The organism is Chryseobacterium sp. Mn2064, assembly GCF_049319685.1.
Lineage (GTDB): Bacteria > Bacteroidota > Bacteroidia > Flavobacteriales > Weeksellaceae > Chryseobacterium.
The window spans coordinates 1,092,864-1,112,486 of sequence record NZ_JBMOUE010000001.1 but is presented as its reverse complement, the minus strand read 5'-3'; the positions used below and the strand labels follow the sequence as shown (position 1 = coordinate 1,112,486).

Here is a 19,623-nt window from a genome sequence, read left to right as displayed (position 1 = left end):
AATCCAATCCATTGTATTGAATCATTTAAAAAGTGACCCTATATTGAATGGATGGATGAAGTCTGTACAGAAATAAGGTTCTAATACCAACAAGAAAGACTGCTCATAAGAACAGCCTTTCTTTATAAAAATATAATAGTAAAAATAAATTATTGCAGATATTAATTACTTTCAGACTCATTTTTTTAATGAGCTTATTTCACTTAAAAAATAGTTAATGATCAGAAACAGGAATGACAGTATTCGTATTTCGCTTCTTTCTTAAAAATATAAGAAGTAACGGTAACGAAAATGTAAATGCAAGTCCAATAAAGATATAAGAATCCAGGTAGCTTAAAAGTGCGGTCTGTTTTACAACTGTTTTTTCGAGTACTCCTAGAGCTCTCTGCTGTGCATCATACAGCCCAAACCCTTTACTTTGAAATAACGTCGTATAACTTTGCAATCGCTGGGTAACGCTCAGATTCTCAGGAGTAAGATGTGAAAGTAAGTCCATTCTGTGCTGGGCCATCTGTCTCGCAATATAAGTATTGATAATGGATATTCCGAACGATCCTCCAAGCTGCCTCATCATATTGTTGATTGCCGTTCCCTGAGCCATATCTTTTGCTTCTAAAGAAGATACAGCAAGGGTTGATAAAGGTACTGTAAGCAATGCCATTCCAATTGCTCTATAAATCAGATTGATAGAAATAGCGGTGAAAGAAACATCCAGATCTACCCGCGACATACTGTAATTAAAGAAGATAAAACTGGCGAACCCCAATAAAACAATGAGTGCGGGAGGAACACCTTTTTGCAGTAATTTTCCGGTAATGATTAATGCAAATACCGCAACAATAGAACCTGGTAACAGCATCTGGCCGGCAAGAGATGGCGTAAACCCCAACAACCGCTGCACAAAAACAGGTGTAAGATATATGGACGTGAACATTCCGACTCCTGTAATAAATGTTAATATCGCAGAGATACTTAATGAAGGATTTTTCAACAGTGAAATTTTTACAACAGGATAAGGTGTTGTAAGTTCCCGATACACAAACAGGACAAGGGAAATAACCGCTGCAACGGTAAGCCAGATAATATATCTTGTTGCAAACCAATCTTCTGTTTCACCACGCTCGAGCAGGGTTTGTAATGAACCGACTCCAATGATCAGCAAGATAATTCCAGGCCAATCTATTTGTTTCACTTTTTGTCTGGTGGGAGATTCTGGCAGTAACTTAAAGCATGAAATTGCCGCAAGAATACCTACTGGAATATTTATATAAAAAATCCAGTTCCAGGAATAATTATCGGTAATATAGCCTCCTAAAGTAGGGCCAATGGTAGGGCCAATGAAAACTCCTATCCCAAACAAGGCACTTGCGATATTCTGCTTTTCTTTAGGAAAACATTCATAAACCACCATCGCAGAAACAGATAGCAATGCTCCTCCACCTATTCCCTGCAAAAAACGAAAAGCAACCAGTTCCCAGATATTAGTGGCATTTCCACACATAAAAGAGCACAACGTAAACAGAATGATGGAACCAATATAATAATTCCTCCGCCCCAAATTATTGGTAAGGAAACTCGTCATAGGAATGATAATTACATTGGCAATCCCGTAAGAGGTGATCACCCACGAAGTGTCCTCCAACGTAGCACCTAGATTACCACTCATGTGGTTGAGGGCAACATTTACAATTGAAGTATCTATTAGCTCCATTATAGCGGCCGAAATAACCGTTATAATCAGTATGAGTCTTTTCCAGCTGTTTTCTGTTTCAGATTTCATGATATTAAATTTAAAATATACCAATCGGTATTATAATGTTTAAAAATTTTATGCTATTGAATTATCAATTTTAAGCAACAGAAAATGATGGGAATATGTTCAAACCCATTTCAGCACTGATCTTGTAATTCATGTTTGCATAATAAACGTATTGGGTTTTAAAATCACCAATTCTTAACCTATTCATAGTATTTACTTTTAATAGTTGATAAACTTAATGACTAAATAATTTATACCGATCGGTATTTTCATAAGCAAAAAAAATCGGAGATTTCTATTTCTTTAGCCTTATATAAAATTTAAGGATACAAAAATAGAAAAAAAATATACCGTTTAGTATATTTTAATTAAAAAAATTATTCCTCTATTTTTTTGACCAAAGCTATTTCATCAAAACTCATTCAAGAAGAGAAGAAAAAATAGTCAATAAGATGTTGTTTGATAGCAGCAATCCAATGATCAAGAGGATTGGATATAGTAAATTTTGCTTTGATAGGGATAACTACAGAATTTCAAGGCTACTGTACATTTGCTGAAGAAGATCGGGTAAGAATTACTCAACAGCTTCTTGTAGAAAATAGATAACGTAAATTTTTAACAAAATGAAAAAATCAATCATCAAAAAAGTATTGTTTTTAGGTTTATTAGTAGTGAGCATCAGCTATTACGCTCAAAACACCAAACAAAATGAAGTAGAAAAAGCCCTTAAAAAGATTAAAGAATTAGCAGCTGCCGATCAGATTGTCTCTAAAAATCTGGAAACCTTTCAGACATTGGATTTTGTCGTTTTCAGCAACAAAGAATGGTCAAGGTTACAGGAGAGCCATGCCAAAGATATTGTAGTACACTTTCCCGACGGGCATATTGAAAAAGGAATCGATCAGCACATCAAAACCTTACAGGCAATGTTTGTGTATGCTCCGGATACAAAAATCAAGGAACAGCCTTTTAGATTGGGAAAAGAAAATCTTACAGCTGTAATGGGTTTTATGGAAGGTACATTTACAAAACCAATGCCTCTTCCTGATGGAACATTCATTCAGCCTACGGGAAAAAAATTCAAATTACCGATGGCCACCATTGGGGTTTGGAATAAACAAGGGACCATGAGTGAGGAATATCTCTTCTGGGATAATCAGGCATTTATGAATCAGATTATGGACCGCAAAAGTACATGGTAAATTATACAAAACGGGAAGCCTTTCAAGTTTCCCGTTTTGTATTTTAAGCAACTATATTACAGCTCATTCTTCGTTTCAATCTTTTTTGACATCGCTTGTTTAAGATCTGAAATAATGGTCATTATTTTTTCATTTGACTTTACTTTAATATCTTTCCATACTTTGTCATTAGCTCCTCCTCTACTAGGTTGTGGAGCTTTTTCATTTGTAGTAAGAAGTCCGTAACTTATAGGCATATTTCCATTAAAATATGAACCTTCATGTGTCAGAGAATGAATGGCATAACCATATTCACCATCAGCTGTAAAAATGTCTATTTTGAAATGCACATTCCCCACAATACACCATAATCCGAAGAATAGCTTATTGGTTTTATACTTAAAAACTCCGTCTGCGGTTATTCCTTCAATACCCTTATCATTTGTATTGAATTTTTCCCCTACTCTGAAATTATCTGAAAGCCACATTTTCGCTCTATCATAAAGTTCCTGTTTCGTCACAGAAGAATCCACTTGAATAGCTTCTTCATAGGTCAACTCCTGGCAGAATAATAAAGAATTCAATAATAAAAATGTTAATAGGATGATCTTTTTCATGTTCTATTTCTCTTTGTTTATAACCTTAATTTGTTTGGCAAATATAGTATCACAAGGCATTTGAAGGATACGGATATCCGTAAAGCCCATATTATAATCAATATTTTTTATGCTATATTTATCACTTAAACTTTTAGCCCTATCATGATAAAAAATAAAGGATCGCTGGCTGGTAAAACCGCTGCAATCATCCGCAAAATTTTCATCGTCAGCTTTATTGCACAATCAATATTCCTTTTCTCTCAAAATCTCAATGAAGATTTGGCCCATTATCTACAAGATGCAGACAGTATTGTATTGACAAGCCATGCAGACCTTATATTAGAAACTGAAAGACCGGGGAAAAGTACAGTAAGAATAAAGCGATCTTTACTAAAAGACGGAATTCCGAACAGCGAAATCATAAGAAAAAAAGCCCTCCTCACTTTGGAGGCAAAACAGGAGCTCATTAATATTATAACAGGACAGAAAAAAAATAAACCATGGGACGGAAACTATTGTTTTGAACCTCATAATACATTGTTTATCTATAAAGCTAGTCAGTGGTCATATATTGATTTCTGCTTCGGCTGTGATCATTATTATTTCTCAAAAGAAATTCCGGTAAACAAAGAAGAATTTCTGATGACTTATGAAGACTGGAGAACGCTGGATGCATTTTTCCAGAAACAGGGAGTGCATTGGGATGGTCCTATGAAAGATATCAGAATTGATCGCTCCGGAAAGTAATCAATTCTGATGTAGTAAAATGATCTTTTTAAAGAATTATTCTGCTTTATTTTTCAGCATCATCAAAAGGTTGTACGCTCCTTTCTTTACAATTTTTTTATCCTTTAAAAAATCAGCTTTTGTAATCTCGGTAAACTGATCATCAGAAATTCCGGTTACCACTGGAATCATTTTATAACCTGACTTCCCGAGATCTTCGAAAACATAATTTTTATTTTCATAGGAAACAACGGCTTCGTTGGGAAGTCCCAGCGTATAACGGCTGCTGATATTCACTTCAGCATTTACATACATTCCTTTTACAAAATCTGTATTTACAGAGGAAAGTTTGGCTACAGCAGTTGCAGAACCTCCATTTTCAATACTTGGAACTACGCTGACAATCTTCGCATTGGATTTTACATCCGGTTTCTGATTATTGTACACCATAATTTCGTCGCCTACCTTTACATCATTCACATCATTTTCAAAAACCTGCAATTCCAAAAGTAATCCGGCAGGGTTAATCAGTTCAAACAAAGTATTGGCAGGGTTGATATACTGCCCGTTATTTACCAGAATCTTGCTTACAAAACCTGTAAACGGAGCATAAATATTAATTCTACTTCGGATATTTCCTGTGGTTAAACCTTTCGCATTAATCCCAATGATACGAAGCTTTTCTTCCAGTCCTTTTAAAGTTGCATTTAAGGTAGAATAATCTGCCTGAGCGGTCTGCATGGTTTTGTCACTGCTGGCTTTGCTTGTATTAAGGTCTTTCTGGCGGTTGAAATTCAATCTTGCAGCTTCCAATTGGGCTTTTGTCACCAGGTAATCCTGCTGAAGCTGTATAAACTGAGGATCTTCAACAACAGCCAGTACCTGACCTTTATTGAAATGGCTCCCATTGATGATATTGATAGATTTGATATGACCACCCATAATACTTGAAAGAGAGCTGATATGAGAAGGCGCAATGACTGCTTTACCATTCAGACGAACCCGTTTCTCCATATTTCTGTTCTGAATGAAAGTCGTCGTTATACCAGTCGACTGAAGCTGCTGTTCTGTAAGACGAACCGTATTTTCGGTGCTCTTACTGAATTTTTTGTTTTCATAAACCGTTTTCTCCTCTTCTTTTTTTCCTGAACAAGAAGATAAAACAAGAACTAAAGTAAGGCTGTATATTGATATTTTTTTGAATTGCATCATGATGTTATTTTGAAATTAAGAAATTAAGTTCGGCTCCGATCTGATTCAGTTTTTCCAATTGATCAATGTAGTCTGCTTTTGTTTTAACCGCCTGATTCACCAATATTACCCAGTTGAGATAATCTATCTCGCCGACTTCCATTTGTTTTTGAGCCGTTTTTAAAATGGTTTCAGACTTTGGAAGTTGTTTTTGTTCGTAGTTTTCAATGATTTTCTGCTGATTCATATAATTGCTGATCTGCTGATTTAATCTGTTTTTAAGTTCAATCTCTTTTCTCTGATACTGATTTTCTGTAACGGCAATCTTCGCCTGTGCCGCTTTTGCCAATGCTCTCTGCCCTTTTGTAAACAAAGGAATTCCAACACCCACCTGCACCGAATTGAACCGGTTATTGTTGATATTTTTCATACTTTGATTGGTATATCCTACCAAAAGATCAGGAAGCAGTCTGCTCTTTTCCAACTGTATTTCTGCCTCTCCCACTTTAATCTGCTGTTGAAGGTATTGAAGTTCCGGATGTTGTTTTACACGATCATCAGAAATCTGAAGAGCAATATCCATAATCGGTTTTTCTGCTACAGGCAGATAGGTTTGTTCAGACTGAAGAAGCAATTGAAGTTGTAATTTTGAAATATTCAGATCATTTTCAAGGCTGTTCAGCTGTACTTTTATCTGTTCGTTCTGAATTTCTGCGGTAGATTCTTCCAAAATATTGGCTTCTCCTTTTTTTAATCTCAAAGAGGCTTTTTCAGCAAAATTGTGATACAGTTTGCTGATGTATTCCAATACTTTTTTCTTTTCCTGAAGTACTAAAATTTTATAGAAAACATCCGTCACTTCTTTGGTAAGCTGAGTTTTTGTGAGATTTTGGTTGATTACACTCGCAGTCCATTCCGCATTCAGCATCTGCTTTCTTTTAGAATAAACCGTGGGAAAACTGAATCTTTGAGATATTCCGAATGAATTATCTGTTTCCTCCCCCTGAATCTGCCCAAAACCTCCAGTTAATTCCAACTGAGGAATATCCAGATAGCTTGCTTTTAATTTCTCCTGATATTCAGAAATTAATTTAGAGTTTCTCAATATTCCGTTCTGCTGAAAAGCTTTTTCCAAAGCCTGATCATAAGTAATATTCTCTTGGGCACTGATACTTCCGAAAGAAATCAGCAACAAGAAAACAGACAGTTTTTTATAATTATTTTTTTTAGAGAATTTCATTTTATCTTTATTAATATGTTCAAACAAAACGTAGAGAATAGGAAGTACAAATAAGGTTAGAAGAGTGGCCAACATCAAACCACCAATCACAACGGTAGCCAATGGCCTCTGAACTTCTGCGCCCGCTCCGCTGCTTATTGCCATAGGAAGGAATCCGAGAGACGCTACAAAAGCCGTCATCAAAACCGGACGAAGCCTGATTCTTGTTCCCATCAGTACAATTCTGCTGGTATTGTTGAGTCCGTTCATTTTCAATCGGTTAAATTCTGATATCAAAACAATTCCATTAAGCACTGCCACCCCGAATAAGGCTATAAATCCTACTCCCGCACTGATACTGAAAGGCATTCCTCTCAAGGCAAGAAAATATACTCCTCCAATAGCTGATAAAGGAATGGCGGTGTAGATCAAAAGGCTGTGTTTTACGGATCCGAAAGCAAAGAATAGCAATAGGAAAATCATCACTAAAGAAATAGGAACGGCAACTCCCAGTCTTGCTTTTGCTTCATTCAGGTTTTCAAATGTTCCTCCGTAAGAAATGGTATATCCGGGAGAAAACTTAAGATTTTTGCCTGCTTTTTGCTGAAGTTCTTCTACAATGCTCTGTACATCTTTTCCTCTGGCATTAAATCCAACAATGATCCTTCTTTTGGTATCTTCTCTCTGAATCTGGTTCGGACTGTTTTTAAGTTCTACTTTAGCCAACTGAGACAAAGGAACCTGCTCTCCTGAGGCCGTAGGAACCAATAAATTCTGAATACTTGTAAGATCTTTTTTATATTCATTATCCATTCTGACAACGATATCAAACTTTTTCTCTCCTTCATACAAAGAACCCGCAGTTTGGCCTGCAAAAGCCATATTAATCACTCTGTTGATTTCTGCTACAGAAATATGATGACGGGAAAGCTCTGAACGGTTATAATCAATCACTACCTGTGGCGCTCCTACTACTGGTTCTATATAAAGATCCTGCGCTCCTTTTACTGTATTGATAATGCTTCCCAGCTTTTTGGCATACACCGTAAGGCTGTCCAGGTTTTCACCATAAATTTTACAGACTACATCCTGTCTGGCTCCTGTCATCAGCTCATTAAAACGCATTTGTACAGGGAACTGAAAACTGGTCGTTAACCCTGGAATAATTTTTAATGCTTTACTCATTTTATCAGACAGTTCCGGGAATGATTTTGCAGAGGTCCATTCTTTTTTAGACTTCAAAACAATGATCATATCTCCTGCATCCATAGGCATTGGCTCTGTAGGGATTTCTGCACTACCGATCTTCACCACAATTTTCTGTATTTCCGGGAACTGTTTCAAAAGGATACTGGAAGCCTGCGTCGTTACTTTTTTGGTTTCGTTGATGTTGCTTCCCTGCAGAATTCTCATTTCCACTGCAAAATCTCCTTCTTCTAGGGATGGAATAAATTCACCGCCCATTTTCGATAAGGTATAAACAGCTCCGACGAAAAGTATCAACACAGTAATGATGATCGTTTTTCTGAATTTAAGAGCTTTCATCAACAGTTTTTGATGTCCTGTTTCCACTTTTGCCATCACCCTGTCTGAAATATTGTCTTTTTCTTTTTTCTTTCTGCTCAACACCAGAGAACTCATCATCGGAATATAGGTAAGTGAAAGGATAAAAGCTCCTATTAAAGCAAATGCAACAGTCTGTGCCATAGGTTTAAACATTTTACCTTCAATTCCCTGAAGGGTAAAAATCGGAAGGTAAACAATCAAAATAATGATTTGCCCAAAAACAGCACTGTTGACCATTTTTGTTGCTGAACTGGAAACCTGCTCATCCATTTCATTTTTGCTGAGCATATTATCTTTTCCGAAATGCTTTTTATGGGCCAACTGATGCAGTACTGCTTCCACAATAATAACGGCTCCATCTACAATAAGACCGAAATCCAAAGCACCAAGACTCATCAGATTTCCTCCTACCCCAAAGATGTTCATCATAATAATAGCAAAAAGCATTGCTAAAGGAATGACAGAAGCAACCAATAAACCTGCTCTGAAGTTGCCTAAGAAAAGAACAAGAATAAAGACAACAATCAGAGCTCCTTCCATCAGGTTGGTCTTTACGGTACTGATGGTATTGTTCACCATTTTAGCGCGGTCAAGGAAAGGCTCAATAACCACGCCTTCTGGTAGAGATTCCTGTATTTTTTCAAGTCGCTGCTTGATATTTCCAATGACCTCATTCGCATTTTCTCCTTTAAGCATCAGAACAATAGCGCCTGAAACTTCTCCTGTATCATTAAAAGTCATCGCCCCATATCTTGTGGCGTATCCTATCTTGACAGATGCTACATCTTTGATATGAATCGGAATTCCTTCTTTGGTTTCTGCCACCTGAATGCTTCCGATATCATCTGTACTGCCCAAAAGCCCTTCGCTGCGGATAAAAAGAACGGTTTCTTTTTTCTCAATATAAGCCCCACCTGTATTTTGGTTATTCTTTTCCAATGCTGCAAAAACATCGTTGATATTGATATTGAATGCCTGAAGTTTATTGGGATTGATGGCGATTTCGTACTGTTTCAGCTTACCACCGAAGCTGCTGACATCTGCGACTCCTTTCGTTCCCAACAGCTGGCGTCTTACCACCCAATCCTGAATGGTTCTCAGCTCTGTTTCGTCATATACATTTTCGTATCCTTTTTTAGCTCTTACCACGTATTGAAAAATTTCCCCCAGCCCGGTTGATATAGGTCCTAGTTCTGGTTTCCCGATCCCTTCGGGAATGTTATCCTGAACAAGTTGCAGACGTTCTTGAACCTGCTGACGGGCCCAATAGACATCTGTTTTATCGTCGAAAACAACCGTTACCAGAGAAAGCCCGAAACGTGAAAGACTTCTCAGCTCGGTAATCCCACTGATATTACTGGTAGCTTGTTCAATAGGAAAGGTAACCAGCCGTTCTATGTCTGCGGCTCCGTAAGAAGGTGCTGTGGTAATGATCTGAACCTGATTATTGGTGATATCAGGCTGTGCATCAATAGGAAGTTTAGTGGTTTCGTACACTCCAAAAAGGACGAGAGCTGCTGTAAACAGAGCAATGATGAGTTTATTCTTTACAGAAAACTCAATAATTTTATTTAACATGAAAAAACTATTAATTAATCATTCGGAATGCCTATGATCATAAAGTATCGTATAGAAATACAAAAGCAGTTTGTACAAAATCTAAGCGCCAATTTTCAACTTTAAAAAGAAGAAAAATGTGCATGCGTTTTCATCTTGAAAGTTTAGGATTTCCCAGCTGTTTCAATAGTGAATACAAAGCTTTTTTTGATTTCTATAGTACCATATAAAAACGATTACAAGACATGGCGAACTTATTGATATGTAACAAGAATTGACTACTTTATATCTAAAACATAAAGCGCAAGTTTTCAGTTCGAAATCAATTAAGAAATCCGTGGTGGCTGGAAAATTCGGGAAAGGTAAAGGTTTGAAAAATCTTTTTCCTGATAGATACTGTTTTTCTGAGGAACAGGTTCTTCTTTAGGTTTTTTAATCTCGAAAGTAAGTTCAGGAAGTTGTGCGTGTACAGTAAGTACAATAGGTGGATTAATGAAAGGTAGCTTTTGATCAGCATCCCAATCCGCATCTTTTTTATGATTGTCATAATGCTCCATGACAAATTCTGAAAAACTTCCCTGGTATTCTACAAAATGCTGCACAAACATAGGCACTTTAAGTACTTCCCCCGCATTGGTGGTAGCCAGCACATACATCATCGAGCATAATATGGAGAACCATTTTATCATTCCTGCAAATATAGGGCTTAAATTTTTGTCTGAAAAGCCCTTCAGTATTAATTTTATTTTAATTGCTATAGCCCGGAACAGGCTCATACATCATCTGATCATTAAGAATTTTCAGGAACAGGCTCATTGCCGGACTGATCCATTTATTGGAATGATAAGCTGTGATCATTGTCACCGTACACTGAAATCCTTTGATGTTAATTTCCTTAATCTCTCCTTTTTTAATCTCTTCATCTACTACAAAATGCGGCAGACAGGCTATTCCCAGATTATTTATAATGCTTTTTTTAATGGCTTCTATGCTCCAGAGTTCGATACTTTGCCCTGTCCGGATATTTTTTTTCTTAAGATATTCTTCAAAATGCTGTTGATAAATCCCATTCACGTCATTGTTGATGATAGAACATGATTTTATCTGATCTTTCTTATCAAAGTTTTTTTCCTGTTCGGAAAATTGTGGCGAGGCCATCACTCCAACGGTAAAAGAACTCAGTTCCGTGACTTTGATCTGATCATCATATCCATGTACCTGATAGTGAATACCTAAGTCGATATCATTTCGGATAATCTCTTTCTGTACTTCGTAGCAGTTTCTCACTTTTAATTTCAGTTTTACATCGGGAGCCATTTCTACAAACTTTTTAAGTACAGGCTGTAAAATATAGGTTAACAAACTGTCCGAAACCGACATGGTGAGATTTCCTTCTACTTTCTGATCCTTTGAATTCAGTTGTTTGATCTGCTCTATTTCCTCTTCTATTTTTTTAATGTGCGGGATCAGTTTTAAAGATTGTGCAGTAGGCAGCATTCTTCTTCCTATTTTTTCAAACAGGGGAAATTTAACCTCATTTTCAAGCTGCTGAATCTGATAACTGATTGCAGACAGAGAATAGTTGAGCTCTTTTGCAGCATCCTGAAAATTTCCTTTTTCTACAATTGTTTTAAAACTTTTGAGCTGATGAAAGTCCATACTTCAATTTTTTCGAAGTAAAAGTATGAATAATTCCGATTGTCTGAAGTATTTTAGCTGATTAATTTTGCTAAAAAAAGATATGTGGTTTTCATTTTTTATTTACAGTGTGCTCACAGCACTTCTTCCCGGCCCCAATAATATTCTGGCCTTAAACAGTACGATGAAATCAGGATATAAGAACAGTAAAGCACTCCTGGTCGGGATATACTCAGGATTTACCCTTGTAATGATACTGGCAGCTGTTTTTACCAGTTTCCTTCTCAATTCCTATGGTTTTCTGCTTAATTATCTGAAATATATCGGAGCTGCCTATCTTGTTTATCTTGCCTGGTCGGTGGCTTCAGGAAAACCGGCAGAACTGGATCATCACAAAGAAGAATATACCTCTAAAAAATCCGAATACTTTTGGAAGGGATTTCTGTTGCAGTTGGTGAATGTTAAAATTATTATTTACGGAATTACGGCATTCAGCAGTTTTATTTTTCCTCAGTTCAAGGAACAGTGGATCATCCTTATTTTTGCTTTCCTTCTTTCTTTTATTGGTAGTTCAGCTACCTGGATCTGGGCAGTGGCAGGCCAAAGACTTCATCAGTTTTTAAACCGTCATTACAAAATCGTCAATACAGTGATGGGAATTCTTCTGTTATACTGTGCGGTAAGTTTATTCTTATAAGAAGTTTGACTGTTGTGGTTTTCTAAAAAACAAAAAGTACTTTCAACATAATGAGTGAAGGAAAATTAACGATACGAGTCATAGATGCCTCAGATCTCTCTTTTGTATCATGAACTCTGGTTTCTTCAAAAAACATATTGCAGACAAAAAACTACAGCAGAAATAAACTTTTAGAGTCTTGATTTTAATCGGCTTAACGTTTCCTGAGAAATATTAAGGTATGAAGCCACCATTTTATTGGAAAGCCTTCTTACAATGATTGGATTTTCATCCAAAAGCTGACGGTATTTATCAAGAGCATCCTGAACAAGAAAAGACATCAGTCTCTTTGTATTGTTCACGTAAGCGGTTTCCAGATATATTCTATAGAATTTTTCCCATTGAGGGATAATATTCAAAAGATGATAAAAATTTTTATGGGTAATATAATATACTTCTGAATCTTCCACCGCCTGAATACATTCGTCAGAAGGTTCAGAAGTGATAAAACTGGTTAAAGCCGTAGCAAATTGGTTTTCAAAAGCAAAATATCGTGTAGAATCCTGACCTTCTTCATTGATGAAAAATATACGGAGACAGCCGGAGACTACAAAAAAAGTTCTCTGGCTGTTCTGCCCGCTGTTAAGGAGCATTTCATTCTTTTTTAACTGAATAGGTTGAAAATAAGAAAGAATCGTTTTCAGTTCTTCATCTGTGGTAGATATTCTCTTATTAATGTATGTAGTTAAAAGTTCCTGCATGTAAGCAAAAGTAGTGATAAATGGCTTTGCTTACAATTTCCTAAGCTTTTTTCATTAGCTCTCTGCCTGCCCGGATCTCCAATATGAACAGGCGTAAAGTCCGTGAGAATCCCATTCCAATATTTTTTTGAAATAGTCGCGCAGATCATGAACCGTATGATATTCAGCAGCAATAAATACGTATTTCTTGGATATTCCAGATGGAAATTCAATTTGTCGCGTAATATCCGCCAGCATACTTCCGTTTTCGGGAGATGAATTATAAAGCCATTTCACAGTAAGATCTGCAGCAGAACATAGAATGAGTTCATCTTCTTTACCATGCACTTCTAAAAGTACTTTTGCTGTTACATATGATGGCAATTGTTCTACAATAGCACAGATTACCGGCAATGCAGTAGCGTCTCCTACAAAAAGATAAAAATCCACCTCTGGAACCAATGGTTTTGAGCTTTCTTTCATTCCTATTTCCAATGAATCTCCGATTTTGGCTTTTGATGCCCATGCAGAAGCGGGTCCATTATCTCCGTGGGATACAAAATCAATCGTTAGCTCTCTTTTTATCAAGTCAATTTTACGATTTGTATAAGTACGAATCAGGGGTTCTCCATTTTCCGCGGATGGAATGAAGATCTTATTATTAGATCCTGATTGCACATGAGCCAACAGTTCAGCCTGAGCATCATCAATATTGAACACCACACGGATAAGATGCGGAGTGAAAAACGTCTTACTTTTCACATTGAATACAGACCGTATCTTCTTTGTTGTCATTACATTTGTTATCATCAATTTTTTGTATTTATTTTTTGTTAAATAATAGAATAATAATGGACAGGATGCAGCTTATTCCTCCAAATAAATAGACCGACTGATAATCCAGCCAACCAGCTACCAATCCTGCAATAGGACCGGCAAGTCCTAATGAAAGGTCAACAAATGCGACATAAGCCCCTAAAGCCGTTCCCCTCATCTGAGGTTTTACTTTCTGAATCGCCATCACTCCCAAGGCAGGAAAAACGAGTGAAAATCCAATTCCGGTTAACCCACAACCCAAAATGGCCATCGCTTTGGAAGCAGAAGTCCAGATCAGAATCTGTCCTATTACCTCGATGATTAAAGAAACAGATGCAATTTTGAACCCTCCGTATCTATCGGGAAAAGAAGCGAAGAAAATCCTTGTCAACACATAACATATCCCAAAAATCATAAAGGCCAGTGAAGCGTCTCCCCAATTTTTTTCAGTGAAAAACAGAGATATAAAGGAAGCAATACAACCAAAAGCCATAGAAGAAAATGCAAGACTGAGTCCCTGTCCCGATATGGCACCAATAACTTTATAAAAAGGAGTTCTGATATGTTCTTTATCTACTGGAATAGATGGTAATTTTGCTGTAGACAGCCAGCTTACAAGCGGAAGTAATGCCATAAGAACAAAAGCAGGCAATATACTGTAATCTTTGTTCAACCAAATGCTTAAAGGAGCTCCAATGGCAATTCCTGCGTACATGGCAATTCCGTTCCATGTCATTACTTTACCGGAACATGAAGGACCTACAAGACCTATTCCCCAGGTTAATGCTCCTGTTACAAGAAAACTTTCTCCCACTCCATGAATGATTCTTGCTATCAGTAAAAAACCAAGCGCCCAGAATCGATCTGCCTGTAATAATATGGCTAAAATATAGGCTATCCCGGCAATTACCGCCAGAATAATCCCCAACATTTTACTGTTTTTTGCCCCTTTGGTATCCGTCATCTTTCCGGAATAAGCACGGGTAACGAGGGTTGCCAGAGATTGAAGTCCGATAACCAATCCTATCATAACACTATCAAATCCCAAATTTTTCTGAACAAAAGCAGGAAGCACTCCCAACGCAATTCCTATAGTAAGATACACTGCAAATACCGAAACGATAATAGGAGCAGTTGCTTTATAGAAGTTGATGGTTTGCCCTCTTTCTAATGTAATACTCATAATTCTTTAATTTTTAATGATCGGGTGCAAAGGTCTTTCTAAGTCGGGTACGAAACTTTGACCTAGATCAAAAAAGGAAAAAAACATTCGGTATGTACAGGAAAGGTTTTAGAAAGGATAAAAATTCAATTCATGCAATAAAACAAAAGACCGTTATACATTAAAATTAATTATTTATAGAAAAATTTAAATTAATTATCTTTTCTTTTCAAAAGAATAGAAGCAATCAAAAACAGGCAATATAGGGTTTGTGATAAACGTAAGCCCGAATTTCGAAATCTTAAAGAAAAACCCCATCAATTGAAGGATAATTATTTTTACTTAAAATAAATAATATTTAAAAAAAATCCCCATATAATGCACTACATAATATAAATTTTGCTTATATTTGTGAATCGAAATAATTTTTTTTCATCATTTGTGTTTTTTTAAGGTCTCCACTCTTGGGGACCTTTTTGTTTTTATCGACTCTATAATGAAGAATTTGATGCTTATCTGAAAAAACAAGAAAACGTGAAATATCGAAGCCATAAAAACACTGCAAATACCTTTACGAAGCCCATTACATAGAATTTCAAATTCATATAAGTCCCTTTTACAGGTTTAAATTTTACCTTTTATTCGTTATATCGCTTTATATTTTTTATAAAATCCGTAGGACGGAACTGCATTACCGACTGAAAGCTTCTTGTATAAGCCTGTATGCTCTTATACCCTACTTCATAAGCGGTTTCAGAAATGGTGAAATTTCCCGAACTCAGGAGTTCAAGACTTTTGATGATGCGAAGCATTTGCTGATATTTGATCAACGTCAACCCTGTTTCTTTTTTAAAAATACGTTCCAGTGTGCGTAATGATAGCAAAGCTGTATCTCCCAGCTCTTCAATTCTGATCTCTTCACGGTAATGATGATGAAGATATTCAATGACTTTGGTAAGACGTTTATCTTTGGGAAGACAGATATGGAGTTTGAGCGAATGTTCCACAAACTGAGGAAGTTCATTAAAAAGAGCCTTTAAAAAAAGAGTTTCACTCTTATCTTTAGTAAAGAGTTTTGACCATTTTTCAGCATATTTTATCATTTCTTTCAGAACCGGCGGAACAGAAAACACACTCACTTCGTTGTAGAAAGGAGCTTTTCCATCTGTATCGGCAAACATGATCATCAGCTTGATCTTTTCAGAATGCGAATTGGTTTTATGAACAGCATTGGGCGGAATCCATACCGCATGATTCTGCGGAAGAAGATAAATTCTTTCCTCAATGGTAATATACTGAAAACCGCTTTCTACATATACCAGTTGACCTTTTTGATGATGATGAAGTACGTCATCATGAACCCAGTTTTCTTCAAACCAAACAAAATAAGGTTTATTCAATTCATCAACTTCGATATTGCTGTGGGTATTCATGTCGTTTTAGGTTAAAACTTTGGCAAAATTAAACAAAATTACTGTACTAATTTTGCACAAAAGTTTTTATCATGATGAAGAATGAAGTAAAAAAAGATGCTTCGTATGTTTTATTAATCATTAATGTTCTGGTTGTTATCCTTATTTCAAGCAACCTCCGTTCTCCTATTGTTGCTGTAGCACCGGTACTCGGAGAAGTAAGGGATACGTTGAAACTGGATAATTTTCAGGTCAGTTTGCTTACCTCTATTCCACTTTTTATGTTTGCGGTGTGTTCTGTTCTGGTAAGCAGATTTTCAAGTAAATTGGGAATCAGCAAGCTGTTGTTATATTCTTTGATCATTTTAAGCTTTGGTCTGTTTCTGAGAATTACCGGTTCTCTTTGGCTATTATTTTTAGGTTCTATCTTTATTGGGCTAGGAATATGTATAGGAAACGTTGTAACTCCAGGATATGTTAAGAATAATTTTCCCAAACAGATAGGAATTATGACCGGTATTTTTGCTGTATCAATGAACCTTACCGCAGCTTTGGCATCAGGTTTCAGCGTAAAAATCGGAGAATGGACAGGGTTTGGATGGCGTGGATCTTTAGGAGTTTGGCTGGTAATTGCCGCTTTGGCATTTCTGGTTCTGATTCTGGAATTTATCTTCAACAAAAAGAATACGGACCAGCCGAAAGCTACAATCAGTACCTCAGATTTTAATATGTTCAAATCTTCCCAGGCCTGGAATATCAGTATATTTATGGGATTACAGTCTTTATTTTATTATTGCCTGGTTGCCTGGCTTCCTTCATTTCTTGCAGATTATCATATGCCGAGTGATAGCTCAGGATGGGTTTTCTTTGTGATTCAGATTACGATGATCCCGGTAACGTTCTGCTGTCCTATTATTGCCAGTAAAATGAAAGATCAGAGAATGATGATCGTTTTTGTGTGTACCTTAATGTTTGTCAGCACAATGATGTTTGTATTCATGAAATCAAACTGGATCTACGTAAATGCTGTTATTATAGGCATTGCCAACGGATTATCTTTCAGCCTTTCTATTCTATTTTTTTCAACGAGAACCAAAAGCAGCATCAATGCCGTGAAGATCTCCGGAATGGCACAATCTGTAGGATATCTGATTGCTGCGTTTGGCCCTCCAGTATTTGGTAAACTTCATGATTGGGACGTTTCCTGGAACAGCTCATTTTATTTTATGAGTAGTGCCGTATTAGTCATGTTCTTTTTTGGAATGAAAGCGGCCAAAAACAAATATGTAGAAGATTAAAAAAATTAACCCCGAATGCCTTTGGATTGAAAAAAGGTATTCGGGGCTTTTTTATTGTATATAAAAGATGTAGAATCTTATTTTGAGGCTTTCAAAGATTTTAATTTTGCAGCCAGCAAACTGCTCACTTCTACTGCAACATTTCTTTTCCCCGCTTCTACGGATGCCGAAGAAATACTGGCATTAATTTCCGGGATATAAATAGCATCGGTTCCCAAACCTCCACCATGGTTATAAGCCATCATGCCTCCACTTTTAATTTTTCTGATTCCCAGGCAATAGTTGATTTCCAAATTGGGTGGAACGTCCGTATACATCAATTGTAATACTTTTGGATTTTTAATTATTTTTCCGTTAAACAGCATTTGGAAAAACTGAGCCATTTCTTTCACATTGGAAGCTATTCCACCACCACCGTAGAGATCCCATGATGGGTTTAGATCTTTGATCTGCCAATCAAACTGTCTCCAATATTGATTAACCAATGGAAGTGAACTTTCCGGTTTTTTCTCCAGCTGAATAAACCATGTACTTTTAATTCCAAGCTTTTTATAGTTCAAAAGACTTCTTAAGGCTTCATAGAATGGCTTTCCTGTTTTCTGTTCAATAATTTCAGAGATCAGAACATAATTGATATCTGCATACCTAAAAACAGTTCCGGGCTCCCCCACTTTTTTCTCTTTTCCAGCCAAAGCAATCTGTTCATCCCTCGTCCAATTATAGGTTTTATGGGTATTGATAAAACTGAAATAATTTTCCGTCACATAATCATTGATACCTGCAGTATGTGATAAAAGGTGGCGCAGATTTATTTTTTCCACATCATATCCATCATCGGAAAGAACTTTTAAAGTCTTTGCGCTGAGAAGATTTTTGATAGGAGTATCAATGCTCAATTTACCGTTTTCTACCAATCTAAGGATCGCTGCAGCCATGTAAGGCTTTGTTGTACTGGCAATCAGAAGAGGTTGCGCGGGATCGATAGGTTGTTGATTATCTTTTCCGTTTTTTCCGACAGCATAGCTCCATGAGATTTTATGGTCCGGAGATTCTACATCAACAATTAACCCAATCATTTCAGGATGAGCATTGTACGTGGAATCTACTATTTTTTTGAACAGGGCTTCTGTATTTTGTGCAAAAACATGAGCACTGAAAGCTACTGAAGCAGTGATTGAAAGGATAAGTCTCATAAGAATCGATTAGACGCAAAAATATTAAATCTTTTCTTAAAAAGCGTTCATCAGTTAGGAAAGAACAACTTGTTCATTATCATTTAACACAAAACATCTTTTTTCCAATCCTTTTTCATTCATTTTTTTCTGAATAAAGTTTCTATCTTCTTTACAATGGCTTACTGCTTCCAAATGAGTAACCCATACGGAAGCTTCCGGGGCGTATTCGCAGACTTTAGCAATATCTTCACTGGTCATAATAATAGGGTCTCCTACTACAAAAGTAGCAGCCCCACCGGCTACAATAATATGCTGAGGTTGATACCTACTGATCTCTGCTGCAATATCATCATACCAAATACTGTCTCCAACGATGTAAACGGATTCTTTTTCTGTCTTCAATACAAAACCGTTCACCAGCCCCATTTTCTCACCGATTTCCCCGGTTCCGTGCTGTCCTTTCGTGATAGAAATTTCAATATTATTCCAAAGGATGGAAGTATTGATAGGAAGAACATTTAAAAATCCTTGTTGAGCGATCTGGTCTGCAATAATTTCGGAACACAGTATAGGTGTATTCTTATCAACAAGTTCTATTGCTTTGGCATCCCAGTGATCCGGATGAAGATGGGTAACTGCAACGGCATCCACTGTTTGTAATTTTTCTATCAGCTCTTTTTCACTGAATGGAAGATCTACCAAAGGGTTCAACATTTCGTTATCTGTCATAGGAAACACTCCTAGAGATCCTTTTTCTCCAAGCATAGGGTCTATCAGTATAGAAGTTCCGTTAATATTCAATTCTAATGTGGCGTTGCGCCAAAGGTGTAATTTCATTTTGTTTACATTTGTATTACAAAACTATGGTGAGATCTGGGTAAAACAATCGAGGGTTACTAAAAGGTTAA

Annotated in this window: 16 protein-coding genes; 4 read left to right on the top strand and 12 right to left on the bottom strand. The window is 36.6% G+C overall.

The genetic code is table 11. From position 1 onward, the window contains the following. Window positions 1-214: 214 nt before the first annotated feature. Window positions 215-1,780 carry a DHA2 family efflux MFS transporter permease subunit gene (locus tag ACL9RH_RS04805; RefSeq protein WP_422692205.1) on the bottom strand — a complete coding sequence of 522 codons (1,566 nt, stop codon included), beginning with the start codon at window positions 1,778-1,780 and terminating at the stop codon, window positions 215-217. A gap of 602 nt (window positions 1,781-2,382) precedes the next feature. Here ACL9RH_RS04805 and ACL9RH_RS04800 point away from each other — a divergent pair. Continuing rightward, window positions 2,383-2,961 (top strand): ester cyclase, encoded by a 579-nt coding sequence (locus tag ACL9RH_RS04800; protein ID WP_422692204.1) that lies wholly within the window; start codon window positions 2,383-2,385, stop codon window positions 2,959-2,961. 56 nt (window positions 2,962-3,017) lie between these two features. Here the strand turns inward: ACL9RH_RS04800 and ACL9RH_RS04795 are convergent, their stop codons facing one another. Then, the gene (locus tag ACL9RH_RS04795) at window positions 3,018-3,557 is read right to left on the bottom strand and encodes a DUF4468 domain-containing protein (protein WP_422692203.1); all 540 of its coding nucleotides are present in this window, start codon (window positions 3,555-3,557) and stop codon (window positions 3,018-3,020) included. A 144-nt stretch (window positions 3,558-3,701) separates the two neighbouring features. Here ACL9RH_RS04795 and ACL9RH_RS04790 point away from each other — a divergent pair, with 144 nt between their 5' ends. Continuing rightward, complete coding sequence (locus ACL9RH_RS04790) at window positions 3,702-4,286, top strand: hypothetical protein (RefSeq protein WP_422692202.1); 585 nt, start codon at window positions 3,702-3,704, stop codon at window positions 4,284-4,286. 36 nt (window positions 4,287-4,322) lie between these two features. Here ACL9RH_RS04790 and ACL9RH_RS04785 read toward each other — a convergent pair whose 3' ends face one another. The 4 genes from ACL9RH_RS04785 to ACL9RH_RS04770 form a co-directional block, all read right to left on the bottom strand. Continuing rightward, window positions 4,323-5,477 carry an efflux RND transporter periplasmic adaptor subunit gene (locus ACL9RH_RS04785; protein WP_422692201.1) on the bottom strand — a complete coding sequence of 385 codons (1,155 nt, stop codon included), beginning with the start codon at window positions 5,475-5,477 and terminating at the stop codon, window positions 4,323-4,325. A 4-nt stretch (window positions 5,478-5,481) separates the two neighbouring features. Beyond that, a complete protein-coding gene (locus ACL9RH_RS04780; protein ID WP_422692200.1) occupies window positions 5,482-9,819 on the bottom strand; it encodes a CusA/CzcA family heavy metal efflux RND transporter in 4,338 nt (1,445 codons plus the stop codon). Between the two features lie 305 nt (window positions 9,820-10,124). After that, on the bottom strand, window positions 10,125-10,487 hold the full coding sequence (locus tag ACL9RH_RS04775; protein WP_422692199.1) for a hypothetical protein: 363 nt from the start codon (window positions 10,485-10,487) through the stop codon (window positions 10,125-10,127). A 58-nt stretch (window positions 10,488-10,545) separates the two neighbouring features. Continuing rightward, window positions 10,546-11,457: a LysR family transcriptional regulator gene (locus tag ACL9RH_RS04770; protein ID WP_422692198.1), complete on the bottom strand. Its 912-nt coding sequence runs from the start codon at window positions 11,455-11,457 to the stop codon at window positions 10,546-10,548. A gap of 82 nt (window positions 11,458-11,539) precedes the next feature. Between ACL9RH_RS04770 and ACL9RH_RS04765 the strand changes: the two genes are divergently transcribed. Further along, a complete protein-coding gene (locus ACL9RH_RS04765; protein WP_422692197.1) occupies window positions 11,540-12,133 on the top strand; it encodes a LysE family transporter in 594 nt (197 codons plus the stop codon). 170 nt (window positions 12,134-12,303) lie between these two features. Here ACL9RH_RS04765 and ACL9RH_RS04760 read toward each other — a convergent pair whose 3' ends face one another. The 4 genes from ACL9RH_RS04760 to ACL9RH_RS04745 form a co-directional block, all read right to left on the bottom strand. Then, a complete protein-coding gene (locus ACL9RH_RS04760) occupies window positions 12,304-12,873 on the bottom strand; it encodes a Crp/Fnr family transcriptional regulator (protein WP_422692196.1) in 570 nt (189 codons plus the stop codon). A 54-nt stretch (window positions 12,874-12,927) separates the two neighbouring features. Next, window positions 12,928-13,662 (bottom strand): siderophore-interacting protein, encoded by a 735-nt coding sequence (locus ACL9RH_RS04755; RefSeq protein WP_422692195.1) that lies wholly within the window; start codon window positions 13,660-13,662, stop codon window positions 12,928-12,930. A gap of 13 nt (window positions 13,663-13,675) precedes the next feature. Further along, window positions 13,676-14,851: an MFS transporter gene (locus ACL9RH_RS04750; protein WP_422692194.1), complete on the bottom strand. Its 1,176-nt coding sequence runs from the start codon at window positions 14,849-14,851 to the stop codon at window positions 13,676-13,678. Window positions 14,852-15,468: 617 nt separating this feature from the next. Further along, window positions 15,469-16,263 (bottom strand): helix-turn-helix domain-containing protein, encoded by a 795-nt coding sequence (locus ACL9RH_RS04745; RefSeq protein ID WP_422692193.1) that lies wholly within the window; start codon window positions 16,261-16,263, stop codon window positions 15,469-15,471. Window positions 16,264-16,334: 71 nt separating this feature from the next. Between ACL9RH_RS04745 and ACL9RH_RS04740 the strand changes: the two genes are divergently transcribed. Next, window positions 16,335-17,540, top strand: coding sequence for a CynX/NimT family MFS transporter (locus ACL9RH_RS04740; protein WP_422692192.1), 1,206 nt, complete (start codon window positions 16,335-16,337; stop codon window positions 17,538-17,540). A 77-nt stretch (window positions 17,541-17,617) separates the two neighbouring features. Here ACL9RH_RS04740 and ACL9RH_RS04735 read toward each other — a convergent pair whose 3' ends face one another. Continuing rightward, window positions 17,618-18,733 (bottom strand): serine hydrolase domain-containing protein, encoded by a 1,116-nt coding sequence (locus tag ACL9RH_RS04735; protein ID WP_422692191.1) that lies wholly within the window; start codon window positions 18,731-18,733, stop codon window positions 17,618-17,620. Window positions 18,734-18,787: 54 nt separating this feature from the next. Next, complete coding sequence (locus ACL9RH_RS04730) at window positions 18,788-19,552, bottom strand: MBL fold metallo-hydrolase (protein ID WP_422692190.1); 765 nt, start codon at window positions 19,550-19,552, stop codon at window positions 18,788-18,790. Between the last annotated feature and the right edge of the window lie 71 nt (window positions 19,553-19,623).